Source organism: Planococcus versutus, assembly GCF_001186155.3.
GTDB lineage: Bacteria > Bacillota > Bacilli > Bacillales_A > Planococcaceae > Planococcus > Planococcus versutus.
In genome coordinates this window covers 542,999-563,737 of record NZ_CP016540.2, presented here as the reverse complement: position 1 = coordinate 563,737, position 20,739 = coordinate 542,999, and the positions used below count along the sequence as shown (strand labels likewise).

Annotated in this window: 23 protein-coding genes; 9 read left to right on the top strand and 14 right to left on the bottom strand. The window is 41.7% G+C overall.

The features are described from left to right. Positions 1 to 131: 131 nt before the first annotated feature. Complete coding sequence (locus I858_RS02985; protein ID WP_049694443.1) at positions 132 to 650, top strand: helix-turn-helix domain-containing protein; 519 nt, start codon at positions 132 to 134, stop codon at positions 648 to 650. Positions 651 to 663: 13 nt separating this feature from the next. Next, on the top strand, positions 664 to 1,020 hold the full coding sequence (locus I858_RS02980) for a DUF1801 domain-containing protein (RefSeq protein WP_049694442.1): 357 nt from the start codon (positions 664 to 666) through the stop codon (positions 1,018 to 1,020). A 66-nt stretch (positions 1,021 to 1,086) separates the two neighbouring features. Here the strand turns inward: I858_RS02980 and I858_RS02975 are convergent, their stop codons facing one another. The 3 genes from I858_RS02975 to I858_RS02965 all read right to left on the bottom strand — a co-directional run bounded on the left by I858_RS02975 (position 1,087) and on the right by I858_RS02965 (position 2,864). Then, entirely contained in the window at positions 1,087 to 1,839 is a 753-nt protein-coding gene (locus I858_RS02975) for a class I SAM-dependent methyltransferase (protein WP_049694441.1), read from the bottom strand. Between the two features lie 18 nt (positions 1,840 to 1,857). After that, entirely contained in the window at positions 1,858 to 2,142 is a 285-nt protein-coding gene (locus I858_RS02970) for a DUF5316 domain-containing protein (protein WP_049694440.1), read from the bottom strand. 182 nt (positions 2,143 to 2,324) lie between these two features. Beyond that, a complete protein-coding gene (locus I858_RS02965) occupies positions 2,325 to 2,864 on the bottom strand; it encodes a GNAT family N-acetyltransferase (RefSeq protein ID WP_049694439.1) in 540 nt (179 codons plus the stop codon). 288 nt (positions 2,865 to 3,152) lie between these two features. On the opposite strand from I858_RS02965, the gene I858_RS02960 reads away from it, so the two are divergent. The 3 genes from I858_RS02960 (at position 3,153) to I858_RS02950 (ending at position 5,421) form a co-directional block, all read left to right on the top strand. After that, positions 3,153 to 3,407, top strand: a complete 255-nt coding sequence (locus I858_RS02960) for an SHOCT domain-containing protein (protein WP_049694438.1) — start codon at positions 3,153 to 3,155, stop codon at positions 3,405 to 3,407. A 101-nt stretch (positions 3,408 to 3,508) separates the two neighbouring features. Continuing rightward, complete coding sequence (locus I858_RS02955; protein WP_049694437.1) at positions 3,509 to 3,835, top strand: four-helix bundle copper-binding protein; 327 nt, start codon at positions 3,509 to 3,511, stop codon at positions 3,833 to 3,835. 107 nt (positions 3,836 to 3,942) lie between these two features. Then, on the top strand, positions 3,943 to 5,421 hold the full coding sequence (locus tag I858_RS02950; RefSeq protein ID WP_049694436.1) for a phytoene desaturase family protein: 1,479 nt from the start codon (positions 3,943 to 3,945) through the stop codon (positions 5,419 to 5,421). A 32-nt stretch (positions 5,422 to 5,453) separates the two neighbouring features. Here I858_RS02950 and I858_RS02945 read toward each other — a convergent pair whose 3' ends face one another. Both I858_RS02945 and I858_RS02940 read right to left on the bottom strand, forming a co-directional pair. Then, positions 5,454 to 6,122, bottom strand: a complete 669-nt coding sequence (locus I858_RS02945; protein WP_204249462.1) for a response regulator transcription factor — start codon at positions 6,120 to 6,122, stop codon at positions 5,454 to 5,456. After that, on the bottom strand, positions 6,115 to 7,503 hold the full coding sequence (locus I858_RS02940) for a sensor histidine kinase (protein WP_049694435.1): 1,389 nt from the start codon (positions 7,501 to 7,503) through the stop codon (positions 6,115 to 6,117). The genes I858_RS02945 and I858_RS02940 overlap by 8 nt, the downstream gene beginning before the upstream one ends. Before the next feature lie 149 nt (positions 7,504 to 7,652). On the opposite strand from I858_RS02940, the gene I858_RS02935 reads away from it, so the two are divergent. After that, complete coding sequence (locus tag I858_RS02935) at positions 7,653 to 8,255, top strand: YdhK family protein (RefSeq protein WP_049694434.1); 603 nt, start codon at positions 7,653 to 7,655, stop codon at positions 8,253 to 8,255. A gap of 265 nt (positions 8,256 to 8,520) precedes the next feature. Here the strand turns inward: I858_RS02935 and I858_RS02930 are convergent, their stop codons facing one another. From I858_RS02930 to nagE, 6 genes are all read right to left on the bottom strand, one after another. Next, entirely contained in the window at positions 8,521 to 9,255 is a 735-nt protein-coding gene (locus tag I858_RS02930; protein WP_049694433.1) for an SIS domain-containing protein, read from the bottom strand. Positions 9,256 to 9,272: 17 nt separating this feature from the next. After that, positions 9,273 to 9,551, bottom strand: coding sequence for an HPr family phosphocarrier protein (locus I858_RS02925; RefSeq protein WP_049694432.1), 279 nt, complete (start codon positions 9,549 to 9,551; stop codon positions 9,273 to 9,275). 19 nt (positions 9,552 to 9,570) lie between these two features. Beyond that, positions 9,571 to 10,293 carry a GntR family transcriptional regulator gene (locus I858_RS02920; RefSeq protein WP_049694431.1) on the bottom strand — a complete coding sequence of 241 codons (723 nt, stop codon included), beginning with the start codon at positions 10,291 to 10,293 and terminating at the stop codon, positions 9,571 to 9,573. Positions 10,294 to 10,298: 5 nt separating this feature from the next. Continuing rightward, a complete protein-coding gene (nagB, locus tag I858_RS02915; RefSeq protein WP_049694430.1) occupies positions 10,299 to 11,039 on the bottom strand; it encodes a glucosamine-6-phosphate deaminase in 741 nt (246 codons plus the stop codon). After that, a complete protein-coding gene (gene nagA, locus I858_RS02910) occupies positions 11,036 to 12,205 on the bottom strand; it encodes an N-acetylglucosamine-6-phosphate deacetylase (protein WP_049694429.1) in 1,170 nt (389 codons plus the stop codon). The genes nagB and nagA overlap by 4 nt, the downstream gene beginning before the upstream one ends. Before the next feature lie 63 nt (positions 12,206 to 12,268). Then, on the bottom strand, positions 12,269 to 14,185 hold the full coding sequence (gene nagE, locus I858_RS02905) for an N-acetylglucosamine-specific PTS transporter subunit IIBC (protein ID WP_049694428.1): 1,917 nt from the start codon (positions 14,183 to 14,185) through the stop codon (positions 12,269 to 12,271). A gap of 198 nt (positions 14,186 to 14,383) precedes the next feature. On the opposite strand from nagE, the gene I858_RS02900 reads away from it, so the two are divergent. After that, positions 14,384 to 15,712 (top strand): TrkH family potassium uptake protein, encoded by a 1,329-nt coding sequence (locus I858_RS02900; RefSeq protein WP_049694427.1) that lies wholly within the window; start codon positions 14,384 to 14,386, stop codon positions 15,710 to 15,712. A 56-nt stretch (positions 15,713 to 15,768) separates the two neighbouring features. Here I858_RS02900 and I858_RS02895 read toward each other — a convergent pair whose 3' ends face one another. Beyond that, positions 15,769 to 16,890, bottom strand: a complete 1,122-nt coding sequence (locus I858_RS02895; RefSeq protein ID WP_049694426.1) for an NADH-dependent flavin oxidoreductase — start codon at positions 16,888 to 16,890, stop codon at positions 15,769 to 15,771. A gap of 182 nt (positions 16,891 to 17,072) precedes the next feature. Here I858_RS02895 and I858_RS02890 point away from each other — a divergent pair, with 182 nt between their 5' ends. Beyond that, positions 17,073 to 18,101, top strand: coding sequence for an NADP-dependent oxidoreductase (locus I858_RS02890; RefSeq protein WP_049694425.1), 1,029 nt, complete (start codon positions 17,073 to 17,075; stop codon positions 18,099 to 18,101). Between the two features lie 163 nt (positions 18,102 to 18,264). Here the strand turns inward: I858_RS02890 and I858_RS17470 are convergent, their stop codons facing one another. Then, positions 18,265 to 18,396: a hypothetical protein gene (locus I858_RS17470; RefSeq protein ID WP_275425616.1), complete on the bottom strand. Its 132-nt coding sequence runs from the start codon at positions 18,394 to 18,396 to the stop codon at positions 18,265 to 18,267. A 381-nt stretch (positions 18,397 to 18,777) separates the two neighbouring features. On the opposite strand from I858_RS17470, the gene msrB reads away from it, so the two are divergent. Next, complete coding sequence (gene msrB, locus I858_RS02885) at positions 18,778 to 19,917, top strand: peptide-methionine (R)-S-oxide reductase MsrB (RefSeq protein ID WP_049694424.1); 1,140 nt, start codon at positions 18,778 to 18,780, stop codon at positions 19,915 to 19,917. A gap of 80 nt (positions 19,918 to 19,997) precedes the next feature. On the opposite strand, the gene I858_RS02880 is transcribed toward msrB, so the two are convergent. Beyond that, on the bottom strand, positions 19,998 to 20,585 hold the full coding sequence (locus tag I858_RS02880) for a hypothetical protein (RefSeq protein ID WP_049694423.1): 588 nt from the start codon (positions 20,583 to 20,585) through the stop codon (positions 19,998 to 20,000). Positions 20,586 to 20,739: the final 154 nt, after the last annotated feature.

Genomic DNA, 20,739 nt, shown 5'->3' with positions numbered 1-20,739 from the left:
TGACACTTTAATTATCCCTTTTCAACAGTTTAGTCAGTTAGCAATATTCTGTCAATGCCTTGTATAAATTTTATTTTCATTCGATGTACGTTATGATGAGAACAGAACATTTAGTAAAGCGAGGTTTCTACATGTCACATGGAACAATTGGGGTAACATTAAAAAAGCTTCGCAAAGAGCGAAAATTGACCTTGAAAGAGCTAGCTGAACAAACCGCTGTTTCCATTAGCTTTTTATCACAAGTCGAACGTGGAAAATCGAGCGTGACACTAGAATCTCTTCGCAAAATAGCAGATGCCCTCAATGTCGATCCCAGTCTTTTTTTTGCAAGTGAAATCGAACAAACCGGCTGGGAGACACGTCTTGAAGGATTTCATTACCAGGATTTATCACACGGCATAAAAAAAGCGAATATCGTTCCGATGCTCGTGACCATGAAGCCAGCTGAATCAGAAGGCAATCCATTTGCCCATAGTGGCTATGAGTTTCTATTTGTATTGGATGGCGTGTTAACTGTTGAAGTGGACGGCGAACGCCAAGAACTTATCGAACAACAATCCATCATGTTTGATGCACGCAAAAAACATTATTGGTTTAACTTAACCCAACACGATGTACGATTTTTACTGGTATCATCCAAAACGAATTAAGGAGAGTCTATCTATGCATCCAGTCAAAGATCCGCAAGTAGATGAATTTATCGAAGGTTTAGAAAATCCAGAGCAAGAAATTGTCTCAAAGCTTCGCAACCTGGTGTTTGAAGCGTATCCGGAAATGGACGAAGGCTTTAAATGGTCCAATCCGAGTTACGCCAAAGAAGGCCTCGTCTGCTATATGCAAACGGCTAAAGGCCATGTTAACTTTGGCTTCTACCGAGGCGCAGAACTGCGTGACGAATCCAACTTGCTCGAAGGTGATGGCCATAAAATGCGTCATGTGCGACTAAATCGAACTGATGAAATTCGAGTTGATGAGTTGAAGCTGCTGATTTGGGATGCGGTGGAGTTAAATAGGAGATGACAAAAGCGCAAAAATCATTGGGCTTAACCATAAAAAAACCGAGACAGAACTTCTGCCTCGGTTTTTTTACTTTATCGCTTCAAAAGTGATGATAGCGTCTGCATTTTTGGGGTAGTTGCCAAACTGATAATCTGTTGTAATTGTAACGTCAGTAAAACCAATCGCTTCGAGAATCGCTGTGAATTCCTCAACCCCGTACCAACGCATAGGATAGCGTTCGAGCTCCGTCTCAACCAACCGGCCCTCATGCCAGCGTTCATAGCGTCCTTGCGAGACGAAATGTTGTTGAATCCAGTCTACTTCGACTTTCTTACTTTCTACTGTCAACGTGTCGCCATTAGTAGCTTGCCACGTACGTGTGGAAGTTTTCTCGAGTTCAATGCCCGATGGCACATGTAGATCGACAATCAACCTGCCCCTTGTTTCTAAATGGCTGTAAAAATTCTGCAAAGCTTGCAGCGATTTTTCACGTTCATAGAGCAATAAGAACGTCCCTGTCGGTATAACAATTGCCGCATACTTTGCATCAATTGAAAACGACTCCATTTTTGCATTGAACAACTCCGGCGATAATCCTCGTTCTTTGCAATTGGCACGACACACTTGCAGCATTTCTTCAGACACGTCAAAACCATCCACCTGAAATCCATTTTCCAACAACGGCACAAGCATGCGCCCTGTACCAACTGCCGGTTCTAGTATGCGGCCTTTACATGAAGCGAGCCGCTCTAAGTAATACTCAATGTCTCCAAACGAACTGCCAATTGGCTTATCGAGATCGTAAACTTCCGCTGACAAACTGCTGTAATACCCTAACACCGCTTCACCCCGTCTGCATTATGAAATCATGACTAAGTTAACGATAACTGCAATGATATTTGGCACAGCCACCATTACTGCGTTTTTCATTTTCGTTACGCGCTGTTGTTTTTCTCGACGTTTTTCAGAACTTGTTGTTCTTGTCGATTTGTTTTTTCCAGTTCCCAACGCCAAGACGCCCCATATCAAGAAAACGCCAGCAACGATGCCGCTAATGATGTACACCAACGACCAATCATTCACCAAATACGCAACCAACACACCGATCAACGCAATTACTGTTCCAGTTAAAAAAAACTTCATTAGGTTCTCTCCTTTAGATACAATCTATGAATAAATTTCCCTGCTTATTAATTTTATCAAATGTTGTGCAATAGAGGTAGTCGAACAAAAAGATTTGTCTTTTCAGTGCACGTTGAAACGCATTGTTACGTAAGCTTTTGTATTTTCTGCTTTATCAAAATTCCGATTAAAGCAACACGTTTTTACATCCATTCGTCAGCAAGCATGCCATATACGACGTGGTCCACGTACCGATCGTATAACCATTCGGCTTGGCGAATGGTACCTTCTTGTGTATAGCCCAGTCGTTCCGGAATGCTGCGGCTCTTATGGTTTTCAGCAGCTACGCGAATTTCGACTTTGTTGAGCTTGAGTTCGGTCAGTGCATAGTCAGTTAATGCTTTAGCGACACGCGTCATGATGCCGTTGCCTTGATATTCTTGTCCGAGCCAGTAGCCAATATAAGCGGTTTTATTGGCATGATTGATATTGTTGAAGCCGCCAATGCCGACGATTTCCCCTTTGTAAATAATGACGGCCCCTAAACTTTTGCCTTCAACAAAATTACTACTACCGGATTGAATAAAGTCTTTAGTATCTTGCAATTTAGTAGTAAAATCAAGCCAAGGTAACCATTCTCTCAAGTAGTCTCTAGAGGTGTCTGTCAGTTCAAAAATGCGTTCGGCGTCTCGCATTTCTTGAAGCTTAAGTGACACATCTTCATCAATTTTATGTATAAACATTCCATTTCCTCCTTTTTATTTGTAAACCAGCATAGCATAAAAGCATGACTCTATTCCAAGAAGGAGCGTGAAATCGTGGATACTGGAATTCCGTTATACTTATGGGCCACACTGTTTCTGGTTTTTCTAGTGATTGCGTTTATTGGACTGGTGATTTACACTAGCCGAAACGGAATAGAACATAAAAAACACAAAAAATAGCGAGAGCAACAAGATGTCAAAGACAGAATTAGCAAAAAAAGATTCAACAACGCTTGAAAAAATAGGCATGATAAGGAGTTGAACACCATGGAAGAGTTTTTCACACCAGGCAACCAAGCGCTAGGCGTCACAATCGCTGTTGGATTTGTCGTCATATTAGTCGCAATCGGAATTGCTTTATGGATTACTTTGATTAAAGCACGCAAAAATGCAGCGAGCACAGAGCCAAGTGAATCTAACCAAGCAGTTGAAAACTTGCGTCAACGCTATGTCAAAGGCGAAATTAGCAAAGAGCAATATGATGAACAGTTAAAAACCTTGAAAGAATCTCTTAAAAACTAATTGTGCAGTTTTTATGGAGTTTCGCAATTTCTGTTTATTTGTCAATTGACTAGGGAATCAGAAGACAAGAACGATAAATTCTGAAACTGGAGGTTTTATTGATGACACATGAACAACATGCAGAACTGATTAAAGCCTTGCACGATTGCGCAGCAGCGTGCAACTATTGTTTTGACGCTTGTCTGCAAGAAGATGACGTGAAAATGATGGCGCCATGTATTCGACTCGACCGCGAATGTGCAGACATTTGTGCGTATCTTGAACACGCCATTACACGCAACTCTCCATTCGTTGCAGAATTGGCGCAAGTATGTGCGACAATTTGTGATGCTTGTGCAGCGGAATGTTCAAAACACGACCACGAACATTGCAAAAAGTGTGCAGAAGCTTGTGCGAAATGTGCAGAAGCTTGCCGCAACGTAGCTTAATCTTCTTTACCAAAAGCCCGACTGCCGGAAGTTTCTCCGCGGTCGGGCTTTTGTATTGGCAGAAACAACTGCTTTTCGGCATAATGAATTTAAAGGAGTGAGTTCGAATGACACGACATGTATTAGTAGTAGGTGCCGGTATTGGTGGCATGACTGCGGGTTCACTTCTCGCAAAAGCGGGTTGGTCAGTAACCTTGCTTGAAGCTTCTTCTGAACTAGGAGGGTGCGCTAGTAAATTCAAACGTCACAAGTATTTGTTTCCAGTTGGTGCGACACTTGGAATGGGGCTCGAACCAGGAGGCATTCATGACCGCGTTTTTCGTTTTCTAGACAGGCCAATGCCCATTAAACCGCTTGAGCGCGTTATGGAAATGGTTCACCCAAAAGCAACATTCGTGTTTCATAAAGATCGTAAGCAACACGTGGATGCCATCATTGCTCACTTTCCACAGCATAAAAATGAGATCGAAGCCTTTTATCAAGAAATTTACAAAACAGCAGCGATTGTTCGCACTTTAATGGATCCACTTCCTTCTCTTCCTCCCGAAAATGCAAGCGAATGGGCCTTTCTTGCAACATCCATGCGACCAAAACACATTAAACTTTTGCCTTTTTTCAACCAAACTTTAGGACAACGTTTAAAAAAGCATGGCCTTAGCGACTTGCACGAGTTCCGGCATATGATTGACGGGTTGCTGATCGATAGTATGCAAACGGGAAGCGAAGACGTTGCGTATTTATTGGCAGCGGTAGCTCTTGATATTTATCACGAAGGCGCTTATTACGTACCTGGTGGCTTGTATCGTTTTTCTGAATTGATGGGTGATAGTTTACTAGAAAATGGCGGCGTGTTGAAAAAAAGACGCACACTCAAAAAACTAGAACAGCAAGGTGATAGCTGGATTGCGACCGACCATCGTGGCAATACATACGAAGCGACGGATGTTATTTTAAATGTACCCATCCAACAATTGACGAAAATATTGGCACCTGAACTTGTTTCTAAACTAAAAGTGTCTTTACGCGATGGCATTGCGGGAGAAACGTGGGCTACGTTAACGCTATATTTAGCAGTAGATTCGACTCAATTAGCCGAACCACTACCTGCATTTCGGCAAATTTCAACAGGTGACGGACTTGCAGAAGGTGGTCATTTCTTTATGTCTTCTTCTCTTCTAGGTGACGAATTACGTGCTCCTGAAGGCTTTCAAACCGTAACCATTTCCACTCATTCACGACGCGAAGAATGGGATGACCAAGAAAAGTACGAAAAAACGCGAGAATTGTTAACAGAGCGCATGCTGCAAGCGATTCAGCAGCTGATTCCTGGATTTCGTGAAGCCGTTGTTCATATGGAAAGCGGTGCACCTAAAGCATGGGAACGTTTTGCAGGTCGTCCCAATGGCTTGGTTGGTGGTTTTCCACAAACGTTAGATGCTGCATTATTTAATGCCATTTCACATCATTCTGGCTTACCAAATCTTTACGTCTGTGGCGATCATATTTTTCCAGGTGGCGGCACTATTGGAGCTGCTGCTAGTGGCATTCATGCAGCACGCTCAGTTTCTGGCAAACGATTGATTTAAAGAAAACCACTGCATGTTCGCTGCAGTGGTTTTTATTGGTCCCATTTATAGCCGACCCCCCATACTGTTAGGAAATGATCATCAACAGGAAAGCCAGCTTGTCGAACTTTTTCGCGAATATTGCGGACATGAGAGTCAACCGTGCGTCCTTCTGTTTCCGAGTCAAATCCCCATATCAATTCCAGTAATCGATCGCGTTCAAATACCTTGTTGGGATTTTTCATCAATAATCCAAGCATCGAAAATTCTTTAGGTGTTAGTCGAATCGACTCTTGTTGGTAACTCAACTCAAAACTATCTTCGTCCCACGTCAAGCCTCCAAACTCCAGTCGTTTGACCGGCGCACTCCGTCGTAACAAAGCTTCCATTCGTGCCAGCAATTCTTCTTCACCAAAAGGCTTGGTCATATAGTCGTCTGCACCAAGACGCAATCCTTTCACAACATCTTCTTGTTGTTCGCGTGCGGTTAACATAATGATGGGCACGTTAGAAAATTTTCGAATGTTCCGGCACACTTCCCAACCGTCCATGTCGGGCATCATAATGTCCAATAGCACTAAATCAAAAACTTCTTTATCCAATAAATCCAAAGCTTGTTTCCCACTGCTCGCTTTTGTGCATGCATAAGCATGGGGACGCAAATAAAGCGCGACCAAATCCAACATTCGTTTTTCATCATCTACTAGCAGTACTTTATGAATGGTCTCCACCTCTTTTCAATCGAATCGTCACGGTTGTTCCTTTTTCAACTTCACTGTCCATATAAATCTGTCCGCCGTGTGATTCGATAATTTCTTTAGCAATTGCAAGACCCAGTCCAGAACCGCCACGCTCGCGAGATCTCGATTTTTCCACACGGTAAAGCCGGTCAAAAACAAATGGCAGTTCTTCTTCTGAAATTCCTTGCCCTTCGTCTTTTATCCGAATGACAACTCTTTCCTGCTCTTCACTGCATCTAATGGTTACGCAATCTCTTGGATAAGAATGTTTACGCGCATTGTCGAGAACATTCAATAACACTTGTTGCATACGTTCTGCATCAATAAATGCGGTTACATCTTCGCTACAACTTACTGACAAGTAAATTTGTTTTTCATCAAATGCCGGTTTTACTAAAACAGTTACTGACTTCAATAGCTCTGCAATAGACACATCTCGTTGTTCAATCGTAAATTGATGACGGTCAAGCTTTGCCAAATCAAACAAATTTTCAATCAAAGTCGTCAAATGTGTGGTTTCTTCTCGAATGATGTTCATGTATTCTTCGCGTTCTCGCTCTGTTGTATCTCTCCGCTCTAGAATATCTGCGTAGCCCTTAATATACGTTAACGGCGTACGCAATTCATGGGAAATACTTGATAGGAAGTCATTGCGTGCATTTTTCAAACGGTCCAGCTCTGTCGATAACTTAGTAATCGCATTTGCCAATTCACCAAGTTCATCGTTGCGGTCACTTGTTAAATCAACTTGGTTATTGCCTTGACTCAATTGCTCGGTTGCTTCTTTCATCCGAATTAATGGCAAAGTAATCAACCGTGATAACAGTAAAATCGTAATGATCGTTAACACCATTGCAATAAGTGCCACTAATAGAAATTGATTTTTTAAATGAGAGACAATTCGGTCAATGTTGTCTGTCGGCGAAAACATAAACACATGACCTGCATGTTTCCCGTCAATTGTAATGGGACTGTCTGTTGCAATATATTTTTTATCTTTCCAATCTTCTTCAATGATTTTTCCTTCTAGTGGCGTATAGTCAAACTCCGTATGCTCGAGCACCGCTAACATTTCCGGTTCTAAGGCATCTGAATTGATCAATATATCGCCAGTTGCCCCTGTAATCACAACACTAAAGTCAGTCGCCGCTTCCATCATGCCTACATGCGCTAATGTAATTTTTTCAAAACTATCTGCGAGTACTTCACTATGTGTTTCTCCTCTTGCTAATAGATTCTCCATCACTTCATCCACTCGTTCATCAACCAAAGTAAAATAAAGCGTTGTAAACAGAAACGCTTGAATCACGATTATAAAAGCAAAAAACAACAAGCCTATTTTTAGTGATAATTTATTGAACATAAGAACCTCCGCTGAGACACAGCCTTTTTCTTTTCTTCATTTTTTTCATTGTACAGGAAAAGTTTTGAGTTTTGGTGCAGATTCTGCACAGCAATTGCACAAATTGTGGGTAAAGTACACTTACTTCAACTAACGAAAGAGGGATACAGATGATTAAAAATAAGTTTTTACTTGTAACGATGGCGACTTTAACTGCGATTACTTTAACCGCTTGTGGAGATACAGAAGAAGACACCAACCCAGCAGACCCAGACAACCAAGTTGAGATGACTGAAGACATGGATGAGGAAAAAGACGCTGATGCAGGTCACGGAGACATGAATCATTCAAGTTCTGGCGAAGTACCTGAAGATTTAATGGAAGCTGACAATCCAACATTTGAAGTAGGCAGTCAAGCGGTGATGAGTGCTGAACACATGTCAGGTATGGATGGCGCTGAAGCTACTATTGTTGGAGCTTACGATACCACTGCATACGCCTTGAGTTTCACACCGACAACAGGTGGTGAGCCTGTTGAAAATCACAAATGGGTGATTCATGAGGAATTGGAAGATGCAGGCGATACGCCTTTAGCAGTGGGTGACGAAGCTGTTATCGCAGCGGATCATATGGAAGGTATGGACGGCGCATCAGCAACTATCGACGCTGCAGAAGAAACGACCGTATACATGGTAGATTTCATTGATACTGAAAGCGGCGACAAAGTCGAAAACCATAAATGGGTAACAGAAAGCGAGTTATCAGCTGAATAAATGAAGAACGTCCCTGTGTTTTTGTGCCGGGGCTTTTTTTATATGCTTGATTAGGTTCTGATGTTGATTTGTGCACGTTCGGCTGGAAATATGCTCGCTCCCCAAAACTTATGCACGTTCAGCCCCAAATACGCACGCTCCCCAAAACTTATGCACGTTCGGCCCCAAATACGCACGCTCCCCAAAATTTATGCACGTTCGGCCCCAAAACCACAACTACACAAAAAAAAGCACGGCAGAAAACTCCTGCCGTGCGCTCAGATCTTCAAGATAGCAGCGAAATTCGCTCGCTGTATGTGTCGATCAGTTTTTTGTTGTGTTCGTCGGCTCCGTCGATATTGCCGCTTAAGAAAATGGGTGGTGCAAAATGAGCATCGGCCATTTCTTTAATAGCTTCTGCAAAAATGCCGTTTAAAATGGTCGTGCCTACAACAGTGGATGTCGGACCAAATCGAACATCGACTCCTTCGTATGCCAAAACAGCATCTCCAATAACTGAGTGGTTATCGATCACTAAGTCCACGGCATTAAACAAGTATTGCCCTGTGCGATGACGTGAAGTCTGACTGTCGGCATACGTAGGTGACGTGATACCGATAACAAACGCACCTTTTTCCCGGGCAGCAAGCGCAACGTCTACCGGTACGGGGTTGCGGCCAGAAGTAGAAACGACAAACACTACATCGTTCGCTTGGAATTCTTGATCTTTCAAGAACTCTGTAGCGTAATCATTTTGCCGTTCTAATAGAGACGATTGAACGGCGCCTTCATGCAACATTAAAGGTTCCACGAGAATTGGCTTGATGGGTACCAACCCTCCGGCTCGGTAAAACACTTCTTCCGCTAAAATATGCGAATGTCCACAGCCGAACAATTGAATAATGCCCCCAGCTTGAATAGCTGCTGCTACTTTTTTAGCAGCTGTCAGCATAGCCTGCGTTTCATTTTGTTCCACAATTTCCAGACGCTCTTGAATTTGTTTAAAATAACTACTCAACATTATTGCTCAACTCCATATTAACTAGATACTGCTTCTCCAAGTCCTTCAGCGATAATCAATTCATCAACTTTTGCCATTAACGATTCTTCATCGCTGCCATCAGCAGTAACTTTGATTGTTTTACCTTTAGAGACACCCAGTGACATAACACCCATGATGGATTTCAAATTTACTTCTCTGTCTTTATAGAGCATTTTTACATCTGCTGAAAACGGCGAAACTGCACCTACTAATTTTGATGCTGGACGCGCATGGAGTCCTTCTTCACTTGTAATTGTATAGCTTTTTTCAATCATGTCTTTTTCTCCTTTTGAGTTACCTCTGAATATCTGTTGTAAATTTATAACGATCTGCTCGGTAGGTGCTACGAACTAACTCGAACGGCAAATCCCCAGCTAAATAGCTGATGCGTTCAATCATTAAAATTGCGGCGGGTACGCTGATTTGTAGTAGCTCGGCATCTTCTTTTTTCACTAGCCCTGCTTCCATCCGTTGGGTCGCATGGCTAATTTTCAGTTGTTGATTATTTTCAATCAGTGCGTATAGCGAACCTTTAAGCAAGTCGCTTTGCAAGGCGGGAAATCGAGCGACTGGCAAGTATGTTCGTTCAATCGCCATTGTTTTGTCATCTGCAAAGCGAATCCGTTCAATAAAATATACTTTTTCGCCTTCTACTAAATGCAAGTCAGCGACAATATCAGCGTCCGGATCTCGAATTTCAAACGTAATGACTTTATTGCTTGGGACCATTCCGCGCGCCAACATATCTTCTGTAAAGCTGGTCAGTCCATTTAGCGGCTGTTCTACTTTAGGTGACGCCACAAATGTGCCGCGTCCTTTTTCTCGGTACAACAAACCTTCGTTGACCAAATTGGTGATCGACTGGCGTACAGTCATTCGACTAACACCAAAACGCTCAGTCAGTTCACGTTCAGAGGGAATCGCCATACCAATTGAAAAATCGCCTTGCTGAATTTGTTGTTTCAGCTGCTCTTCTATTTGTATATAAATTGGAATTGGCGATTGTTTATCTAACACCGCAATCACTCCTCTTTTTCCGTTACCAAGCTATAAGCATCCTTATCTACAATTATTGTCACATCCTGGTGATTCCATAGAAATGAAGCTGGAAATTCTTCACTTACGTTTCCTTCTAACAACACTTTTACTGCTTGTGCTTTGCTTTCTCCTGAAGCCAATACGAGAATTTGCTTACTTTTTAAAATAGATGCAATTCCCATCGTAATGGCATGTGTTGGTACTTCATCAAGACTATCGAAAAAGCGTGCATTGCTGCTTCGTGTTGACGGCTCTAGCTCTATGGAATGTGTCACACTATTCTCAGGCGTTCCAGGTTCATTAAAGCCAATGTGACCATTCATCCCCATACCAAGAATTTGCAAATCAACAGGTCCAATTTCATTGACCATTGCTTCGTAGCGTTGACATTCTTCTTCTACAGAAGTCGCTTTACCATTGGGAATATGTGTGTTTGCCAAGTCAATATCAATATGTTGAAACAGTTTTTCATTCATAAAATAGCGATAGCTTTGTGGATCAGTTCCTGATAAACCCAAGTACTCGTCTAAGTTGACTGTATGAATGTCGCGATAAGACATACCGCGCTCTTTTACCCCTTGAATTAGGTTTTCATAAAGACCAACAGGTGTCGATCCAGTTGCAAGTCCCAGCACCGAACGATTGTTTTTTTGAATTTGTTGTTCTACGATTTGTGCTGCTTTGCTGCTCATTTCTTCATAAGTTTCTACACGTACTACCTTCATTTTTGACACTCCTTATTGTATGCTATTGTTCCTTTGCAAATCGTCATTTGGACAGTAAAGTCATCGTCAACAATTGCGACATCCGCATCCATGCCAGCTTTCAATTTTGCTTTTGTTGAAAGTCCAAGTGCAGTTGCCGCATTGGCAGAAGTGATTGCGACTAGTTCTTTCAAGTTGCAATTTAAAATCGACTGGATATTTTGGACTGCTTTTTCCATCGTTAAAATACTTCCCGCTAATGTACCATCCGCAAGTCGTGCATCTTTTTCTGTAACTTGCACATCTTGTCCACCCAAATCGTAAACTCCAGGTGGTAACCCTTTCGCACGCATCGCATCTGTAATCAAAATAAGCCGATCTGCTCCTTTTTGACGAAAAGCTAGTTTAACAGCAGATGGATGACTGTGAATAAAGTCTGCAATGACTTCTACCGATAAGGCATCTTCTAGTAAAGCTGCGCCCACTACTCCTGGATTGCGATGATGAAGCGGACTCATTTGGTTGTATAGATGCGTCACATGTGTTGCTCCACAAGTAACAGCTGTCTGTACTTCTTCAAATGTAGCATCCGAGTGTCCAATTGATGCAATGATTCCTTCTTCTGCTAGTTCTTTAATAAATCTCGAACCATGTGTTGCTTCGGGAGCAATGGTTACTACACGAATGTGGTCACCACTTAGCTTTTGCCATTTTTGAAATAACGCTATAGAAGGTTCAATAATATGCTCAATTGGTTGAGCTCCCGCACGTTTACTTGAAATAAAAGGCCCTTCTAAGTGTACACCTAGCATTTGAGCTTGTCCTTCTTGTGCTTCAAATTCTTGAATATTTTGCAAAGCAGCTGAAATGGCATTTTCAGTTTGCGTCATAGTTGTTGCTAGAAAACTGGTTGTCCCTTCTTTTGGTAAGGCTGCTGCTAATCCACTCAATGCTTCAGGCGTTGCATCCATTACATCAAATCCTGCGGCTCCATGAATGTGGATGTCGATAAACCCAGGAAATGCTGTCCAGTTTTTATCGGTTGCATCCACGTAGCTATCTGCCTGTACATTTATTTTTTCAGCTACACGACTTATTTTTCCATCTTCTAGCAAAATGTCTCCTACGAAACTTTCCTCTACCGCATCTGCAATCGTGATGCCTGAAATCAATACACTTTTCTTCATCCAGATCACTCCTTATGAAAAACCAGGAAGATCACATGGATGTCCCTGGTTTTTCGTTTACTATTATTCGACTTTTAGAATAGAAGCTGTTCCTTGTTCTTGGAAGCCTTCTTTCATCATCGTCACAGTTTGTTCTGTCAAGTTCGTGAAAATTACAGGTGTCGCAACTGAAGGCGCATTGGCTTTTAAGAATTCCAAATCGAGCTTCAGCAAAGCATCTCCACGCTGCACTAATTGTCCTTGTTCTACTAATGTTTCAAAACCTTGACCTTTTAATTTAACCGTATCCAATCCAACATGAATTAGCAACTCGATTCCTGTATCTGTTTCAATACCGATTGCGTGCTTTGTTGGGAATACACTAACGACACGACCATCAACTGGTGAGTGGAGTACGCTACCCGTTGGCATAATCGCAAACCCTTGACCCATCATGCCTTTTGCAAATACATCATCTGGTACTTCCGATAACGGGATGATGTCACCTTTAATTGGCATTTCAAAATCTTTAGCAATGACTCGTTTCATTGCAGGTTCTTCAGTTGTTTCGTTTTCCACACTAGCATCTTTCGAACTATCAGATGGTACTGGATTTCCATTTGCTACGCGAGGTTTCATGGCATCACCTAGAAATTCAACAGCTGTGCCGATTACTACTTGAACATTTGTTTTATTGATTTTCATGACACCCATAGCACCATGACGTTTCAGATCTTTTTCATTTACTAAATCAGTATCTTTAACGGTCATGCGTAAACGTGTCGTACAATAATCGACTGCGACAATATTTTCAACGCCGCCTAGTCCTTCGATTATATGATAAGCTCTCACATCAACCGCTGCATTGCTTGAACTTGCATTTTCTGCGCCATCTTCGTCTTCGTCTTCACGACCCGGTGTTTTCAAATCTAGCTTGATGATCAAGAAGTAGAAAATGACAAAGTAAATGACGCCAACCACGAGTCCCATGACGAGAAGCATCAATGGATTTTTCGCTAACCCATAATTCAATACAAAGTCGATTGCTCCGGCAGAAAAACCGAAACCGTGATGGATATCCAACGCGTAAGCAACCATCATTGAACCACCGGTTAACAATGCATGCACAACGTATAATATAGGAGACAAGAACATAAACGAGAATTCAATTGGTTCTGTAATTCCTGTTAAGAATGAAGTAAACGCGATACTGAAAAGCATTCCACCTACAACCGCTTTTCGATGTTTTTTAGCAGTTGCATACATTGCAAGACACGCTGCAGGTAGACCAAACATCATAATTGGGAAGAAACCAGACAAGAACGGTCCTGCTGTTGGATCGCCTTTTAAGAAGCGGTTAATTTCTCCGCGCACGACTTCTCCCGAAGCATCTGTAAAGGTACCAAAGTCAAACCAGACCACGGTATTGATGACGTGATGCAAACCAGTTGGTAACAATAAGCGGTTCAAGAAACCGTAAGCACCAACACCGAACATGCCTGCATTTAAAATCCACTCACCCGCACTGTCAATTCCTTCTTGAATTGGCGGCCAAGCATAACCAAGTAACCCGGCTAAAATAGTCATCGTTGCGGCAGTGATAATTGGTACAAATCGCCGTCCGCCGAAAAACGCAAGCCATTGTGGGAATTTTACATTGTAAAATTTATTGTATAAAAGACCACCGACAATACCCGATAAAATACCGGCGAACACGCCCATATTAATCGATTCGTTAATTGTGACGATTGAGGAAGTTAATACGAGGTAAGCGACAGCACCAGCTAACGCGGCTCCTCCATTGCCATCATGAGCAAGGCCCATGGCAATACCAATCGCAAAGATGATTGCCAAGTTATCGATAATTCCGGCACCGGCAGCTGACATAAACGGAATGCCAAGCAAATCATCTTGTCCAAAACGCAGCAATAACGCGGCTGCTGGTAACGTAGCAATCGGGAACATTAACGATTTTCCTATTTTTTGCAGAAAACTGAACATAAAATTTCCACCCCTTTTGTGTATTCTTAATTTTCACTATAAACACAATCTGTATAGTTGTCTATACCAATTTAAGATATTCTAAAAATAAAGTAAGCGTTTTCTTCCTTTTGCTCTTCTTCTATACTATTGACAGTTTCTTGAAACAAGCATAAAGTAAGCTCATATTTTACTTCGATAAGATAAGGAAGTGTCTCCATGCATTCCTGGAAAAGAAAGCGGATTTCTGTTTCTCCCCCTTTACTAATATCGGGCAGTTTTTTGTTTTTAATCTTGATTGGTACGTTGCTTTTAAAGTTGCCATTTGCAACCACACAGTCAATTTCTTGGACGAATGCTTTGTTTACCGCTACATCTGCGACCACCGTGACAGGACTCAGTGTGTTTGATCCTGGAACTGTGCTCACCGGCTTTGGCGAATTGGTTCTTTTGGTGCTTATTCAATGTGGAGGCATCGGATTGATGACTTTCGCAGTGGCCATTCTTATTTTGTTTCGTAAAAAAGTCGGACTTCAAAATCGCATCTACTTACAAGAATCACTCACTCAAAACTCCATTGGCGGTGTCGTTAAACTTGTTAAGTTGATTTTAACTTTTGCATTGACAGTAGAAGCTGTCGCAACTGTCTTGTTGACGATTTATTGGACACCCGCGTTTGGCTTTAAAGATGCGCTTCATAACAGTGTTTTTCATGTCATATCGGCTTTTAACAATGCCGGCTTTTCTTTATTTCCTGATAACATGATCGGCTTTTCAGGTGATCCCATTGTCACGCTACTAATCTCTTCTTTGTTTATTATCGGCGGAATTGGCTTTACGGTTGTTATAGACATTTCACAGAAAAAATCGTTTCATCGTTGGTCGCTGCATACAAAGCTAATGGTTGGCGGCACGGTAATCTTAAACACGGTAGCGATGCTGATAATTTTCCTATTAGAGTATAACAATACAGGCACACTTGGCACGATGCCTTTGCATGAAAAAGTGTTCAGTTCCTATTTTAGTGCGGTTACTCCAAGAACTGCTGGATTTAATGTATTGGATTATAGTCAACTAGAAGATCCGACTTTATTGTTTACAATGTTGTTGATGTTTATCGGAGGCGGTAGTGCTTCAACTGCATCGGGTATTAAACTCACTACGTTTATTGTCGTCATTTTAGCGACTGTTTCATTTTTGAAATCACGTCGCGAACCTGAAATCTTCGGACGTTCGATTCGACTTGAGACGGTGATACGGTCACTAGCTATTACAACGATTAGCGTTTTACTGGTTGTTTTTTTCTTGTTTTTGTTGACGGTTACAGAAAAAATCCCGTTCTTACCGCTCGCATTTGAAGTGGTATCCGCTTTTGGAACAGTTGGCTTGTCCATGGGCATCACGGCAGACTTGAGCAGTTTGGGTGAAGTTTTGTTAAGCTTAGTAATGTTCACTGGCCGTATCGGTCCATTGACGCTTTTCTTTATATTGATGAAGCCACGAAAAGAAAATTATCGTTATCCATATGATCCGGTGTTTACAGGATGAATTCAAAAAACGCAGCTCTGAAATACTCAGAGCTGCGCTTTTCTATTTTGTGGCAATCACTTTTCTGCAATTTTGATCATTCCGTACGAAGTAATCAAGTTCCACATATTTTGCGGAATATCTAATTTACCGACCATGTGTTGGGTAATTGCTGGATGGATGTCTTGTTCTTTTCCTTGTCTTACTTTATCCGTCCACTCAGGATCAATCAGCGCTTGACGTCCGATGACCACAATATCTGCACCTTCTTCCAAAGCCGTTACCGCATCTTCTGGTGTTTTAATACTCCCGACTGCGACGAATGCCGTACGTCCATTGATTTGATCCGCTAAGATGCGAACGATGCTATCGCCTTGTTCAGCGCCTTTTGGTGTTTTCTTGAACTCAATCAGCGATACGTGAATATAATGGATGCCACGTTGAACCAATTCTTCGACTAATATCTTCGTTTCTTCTATTGTATAGCCCGTCGATTTTTCATTGTTTTCTTCTGGTGATAGACGGTAGCCGATGATAAATTGCTCATCTGCATATTTAGCAACCGTGTCTTGAACTTTTTTCAGTACAGCCAGTGGGAATCTCATGCGATTTACTAGACTGCCACCCCATTGATCTTCACGTTGATTGGTAACCTTCGACACGAATTGTTGGAGCAAGTACGTATTGGCACCATGAATTTCAACACCGTCAAAGCCTGCTTCGATTGCTCTTTTAGTTGTTGCCCCGAAATCTTCGATAATTGCGTAGATTTCTTCTTCCGTCAATTCGCGCGGCGTTGGCTTGCCCGCTTCTCCTACAGCACTTGGCGCTACGGTTTCATTGGCTTTGATCAACTCAGGCTGTCCTTGACGACCACCATGTTGCATTTGCAAAATCGCTTTGCTGCCTTTTGTTTTCATTTCTTTTGCTAGTTGTTTTAAGCGCGGAAGTACGCTATCGTCAAATCCGATAAATTGGTTTGGAAACGCAATGCCATTTTCTGAAACGGCGATGCACGCTGTGATGTATAAACTACCTAGACCTGCACGACGATGGTAATACGTTAATTCTTCGTCTGAAACAGTTCCGTCTTTATTTCCCGAATAAGTTGTCATTGGTGCTACACCCAAACGATCATTTAATACCACGCCGTTTGGCAAAGTAATTTCATTGAATAACTCTTTATATAGTGATTTCATGGAACTTCCTCTTTTCTTCGTGCTCATCTTCTCCGAAAGCTATCGGTATTTCAAAATAGCATACGAATTTTAAGGAATCAAGAATACGCGCTCGCTCCTTTTTTTGGTACATTATTTTTGACCACCTCCATTCCGAATGGTACGCTTTTCATCGAATCTACATACATTAGGAGGAATTTTCCATGACCGTTCAAAAATATAAAGAAATTCATTTAGTCAATCGTCCTGAAGGCATGCCGACAAACGACGACTTTCGATTTGTTGAGAAAGAAATTCCAACACCGGGCGAAAACGAAGTCCTATTAAAGACTCTTTACTTATCAGTTGATCCGTATATGCGCGGTCGAATGAGAGACATAAAGTCATACATTCCCCCATTCCAATTAAACCAAGCATTAACCGGAGGCGTCTTGGCTGAAGTTGTTGAATCGCACTCGGATTTATTTGAAACAGGGGACATTGTCAGCAACAACCTTAACTGGTCAGAGTACAATGTGGCGAATGCCGAAAAGCTTCAAAAAATCGATCCAACTGCAGCATCTATCACAGCACATTTGAGTGTTCTTGGATTAACTGGATTGACTGCTTATTTCGGGTTACTTGATATTGCCAAACCCCAAGCTGGTGAAACGGTTGTTGTTTCTGGCGCAGCGGGTGCAGTCGGTTTCATCGTTGGCCAATTGGCGAAAATCAAAGGTGCACGCGCTGTCGGCATCGCAGGCTCTGATGAAAAAATCGATTACTTGATCAACGAACTTGGTTTTGACGCAGCCGTTAATTATAAAAAAGACAGCTTTAAAGAAGATTTAGTGGCCGCGCTTCCAGATGGAGTTGATATTTACTTTGATAATGTCGGTGGCGACATTTCTGACGCTGTCATGAATGAGTTAAACAAACACGCACGTGTTACCGTGTGCGGCGCAATTTCTTCTTACAATTCTGTAGATGGCGATGTTGGACCGCGCATTCAAGGTCAATTTATCAAAACAAGCGCAATGATGAAAGGCTTCACACTTGGCGATTACTCACAACAGTTACCAACTGGTGTTGTGGCACTGACGCAATGGCTACAAGAAGGCAAATTGAAATACGATGAAACGATTGTCGAAGGCTTTGAAAATACACCGGATGCGTTCTTCGGTCTATTTAAAGGCACCAATCTCGGCAAGCAATTGGTCAAAGTCGCTGATCCTGAGTTTGCGAAGCTATAAAACGATGAAAAAGCCGCCTAGTCTAGGCGGCTTTTTCCATTTATTGGCGATACTGTCGAGATGAGCTAGAATACTGTCGGAATCGTATAAAATACTGTCCAAATTGAGACACATACTGTCCAATTTCAAGAAATACTGTCCAAACCGTTTAATCCTTCCTCTCCTATCGAAACACTTCCAGCACGATACGCACAACTAAACGTGGAATATAAAATAAAATCTCGAGACTCTCAAGAATTACATCAAAAATCCACCAGCGATCCTTCTTTTCTTTCTCTTTCGTTTTGATTTCCATCTGCCACGCCTGCCTCTCTGCTCTTTTTAAGTTATACGCAGCACAGTGGAAATAGTTTCGACTTCAAGACAAGTCGAATGACAATGCCAATAAACGCAATACATTCACGCGATTCGTTATACATGAAATGTTCGGGAGGATGATGATTTCATTTGGTTTGAAACATTTGCGATTCACTCGTTTTTATTGAGTGACGCTGTTTGGCATGTAGCAGCTATGCATCTCATACGGAATAAATCTATTTTGTGACAACGCTTGTCATTTAACAGTTATATCTGAATCGCTTCAGTTTCGCTTTCCCAAACTTTCCATTAAACTAAGGATAATAAAAGTGGAAAAGCGCTTACACGTCACTCCACCAAGAAAGGTAGGAGCTTTACTATGAAAATACTTTCATTTGCAGGCTTTGTGATTTTACTGTTACTAGTACTTTCAGGTTGTTCTACTTCGAGTGCATCCAATTCCACAAGCGCAGATTCTGGAAACGCTTCTGATACAAGCACTTCAAAATATCCGGACAATCCGAACATAGATTTAGAATTTGATACAGACAAGTTGCAGGATATCTATTTAGCTGGAGGCTGTTTCTGGGGTGTTGAAGCTTACATGGCCCGAGTTTACGGCGTTTACGATGTAACGTCCGGCTATGCTAATGGCAATACGGAAAATCCGACATACGAGGAAGTTACGCGTGAAAATACGGGACATGCAGAAACCGTGCACGTTCGCTACGACCCAGAACGTGTTGAATTAAAAGAAGTACTGAATCATTACTTTATGATCATTGACCCGACATTATTAAATCAACAAGGCAACGACCGCGGCGAGCAATACCGTACAGGCATTTATTATGAAAACGAAGCTGATCGAGCAGTCATTGATAAAGTGGTTGCTGCACAAACAGATCGCTACGATGAGCCCATTGTTACAGAAGTTGAACTATTGGATCACTATTATTTAGCTGAAGAAGTTCATCAAGATTACCTTGAAAAAAATCCAGATGGCTATTGTCATGTTGAGTTTGATACGCTTGAAAATCAACAACTAGGAGAAGATGCTCAGTCATTGATTGACCCAGCGCTTTATCCAAAACCAAGCGACGAAGAATTAAAAGCAACTTTAACCGATATTCAATACGAAGTAACCCAAGAAGACGGCACTGAACCTTCTTTCTCTAGTGAATACGACGGTTTCTACGAGCCTGGTATTTATGTTGACATTACAACAGGAGAACCTCTTTTCTCGTCTGCTGATAAATACGACTCTACAACAGGCTGGCCGAGTTTTACGAAACCGATTGATTCAAAAGTTGTGACAGAGCATGATGACGGTTTGTTCTTCATGAAACGAACAGAAATTAGAAGTCGCGCAGGAGACAATCACATTGGACATGTCTTTAATGACGGTCCTAAAGATAAAGGCGGATTGCGCTACTGCATGAACGGCGCTGCTTTGCTGTTTGTTCCTGAAGCAGAAATGGAAGCAGAAGGCTATGGCTTCTTATTAGACAAAGTAAATTAATTTATAATTACTCAAAACCCGAACGCCACATGTAACGTGGCGTTCGGGGTTTTGACTATCATCAGGTTAGAATATCCTCTTTAAAAAAGGCTTTGCAGCTCTTTTATCGGTAAGAGATTAGGTTGTCTTTCATAGCTCGCAAATTCAATTTCCCCAATACACATACCAGCATTGTATTCACCAATAACCGTATCCAATAAAATAAATGAAGCCGAAACAAATTCGTCTTCGTTTTCTTTCGTAAATCCTTTAACATAAAGAGTTAAGTTAAAATCGTCACGGCTTTCTTGTTTTTCAACTGTATAGAACATATCATGCCACGAAAGTTCAATATCCCCATAATCAATCGAAACTTCTTCGGTTTGTTGTTGACGAAAAGCAATCACTTTAAAAGCGTCAAGCTCCGGAGCTTGCTCAACCAACTCAATCACATCGTCAAACGCCTCGATCATTCCATCTGCACTGATAACCAACTCGCGTTTAGCGTCTTCGCTAAGGTCACTCAATTCAAAAGTCAAATGCTGATTTACTTTCTGCAGTTTCTTTTGCAATTGGTTTAACCGCTTATCGCTATTTTTATCATCTAATTTATGATACACGGCTTTGTTTGTTACAAACCAGTCCCAAAAAGCCGCAACTTTATTTTTTCTCATCGGCAACCAATTCATTCTGCTGTCCCCTTTGCTATCCGCATAATCTCTTCTCTATCATAATCATTTACACGGGAAAGCGATAGTACTTTTTATCTATAACTAATCATAAAAAAACTGCGCCAACATTGTTAGTAAAGCTTAACAATGCTGCTGCAGTTCACCAATAGAG

Bases quoted from the DNA above. Each gene is read 5' to 3' on its own strand.
- I858_RS02955 (WP_049694437.1), top strand. From the start codon at position 3,509: ATGACACATGAACAACATGCAGAACTGATTAAAGCCTTGCACGATTGC.
- I858_RS02935 (WP_049694434.1), top strand. From the start codon at position 7,653: ATGATTAAAAATAAGTTTTTACTTGTAACGATGGCGACTTTAACTGCG.
- I858_RS02970 (WP_049694440.1), bottom strand. From the start codon at position 2,142: ATGAAGTTTTTTTTAACTGGAACAGTAATTGCGTTGATCGGTGTGTTG.
- I858_RS02985 (WP_049694443.1), top strand. From the start codon at position 132: ATGTCACATGGAACAATTGGGGTAACATTAAAAAAGCTTCGCAAAGAG.
- nagE (WP_049694428.1), bottom strand. From the start codon at position 14,185: ATGTTCAGTTTTCTGCAAAAAATAGGAAAATCGTTAATGTTCCCGATT.
- I858_RS17470 (WP_275425616.1), bottom strand. From the start codon at position 18,396: ATGGAAATCAAAACGAAAGAGAAAGAAAAGAAGGATCGCTGGTGGATT.
- I858_RS02965 (WP_049694439.1), bottom strand. From the start codon at position 2,864: ATGTTTATACATAAAATTGATGAAGATGTGTCACTTAAGCTTCAAGAA.
- I858_RS02900 (WP_049694427.1), top strand. From the start codon at position 14,384: ATGCATTCCTGGAAAAGAAAGCGGATTTCTGTTTCTCCCCCTTTACTA.
- nagB (WP_049694430.1), bottom strand. From the start codon at position 11,039: ATGAAGGTAGTACGTGTAGAAACTTATGAAGAAATGAGCAGCAAAGCA.
- I858_RS02940 (WP_049694435.1), bottom strand. From the start codon at position 7,503: ATGTTCAATAAATTATCACTAAAAATAGGCTTGTTGTTTTTTGCTTTT.
- I858_RS02890 (WP_049694425.1), top strand. From the start codon at position 17,073: ATGACCGTTCAAAAATATAAAGAAATTCATTTAGTCAATCGTCCTGAA.
- I858_RS02950 (WP_049694436.1), top strand. From the start codon at position 3,943: ATGACACGACATGTATTAGTAGTAGGTGCCGGTATTGGTGGCATGACT.
- I858_RS02925 (WP_049694432.1), bottom strand. From the start codon at position 9,551: ATGATTGAAAAAAGCTATACAATTACAAGTGAAGAAGGACTCCATGCG.
- msrB (WP_049694424.1), top strand. From the start codon at position 18,778: ATGAAAATACTTTCATTTGCAGGCTTTGTGATTTTACTGTTACTAGTA.
- I858_RS02960 (WP_049694438.1), top strand. From the start codon at position 3,153: ATGGAAGAGTTTTTCACACCAGGCAACCAAGCGCTAGGCGTCACAATC.
- I858_RS02895 (WP_049694426.1), bottom strand. From the start codon at position 16,890: ATGAAATCACTATATAAAGAGTTATTCAATGAAATTACTTTGCCAAAC.
- I858_RS02980 (WP_049694442.1), top strand. From the start codon at position 664: ATGCATCCAGTCAAAGATCCGCAAGTAGATGAATTTATCGAAGGTTTA.
- I858_RS02880 (WP_049694423.1), bottom strand. From the start codon at position 20,585: ATGAATTGGTTGCCGATGAGAAAAAATAAAGTTGCGGCTTTTTGGGAC.
- nagA (WP_049694429.1), bottom strand. From the start codon at position 12,205: ATGAAGAAAAGTGTATTGATTTCAGGCATCACGATTGCAGATGCGGTA.
- I858_RS02930 (WP_049694433.1), bottom strand. From the start codon at position 9,255: ATGTTGAGTAGTTATTTTAAACAAATTCAAGAGCGTCTGGAAATTGTG.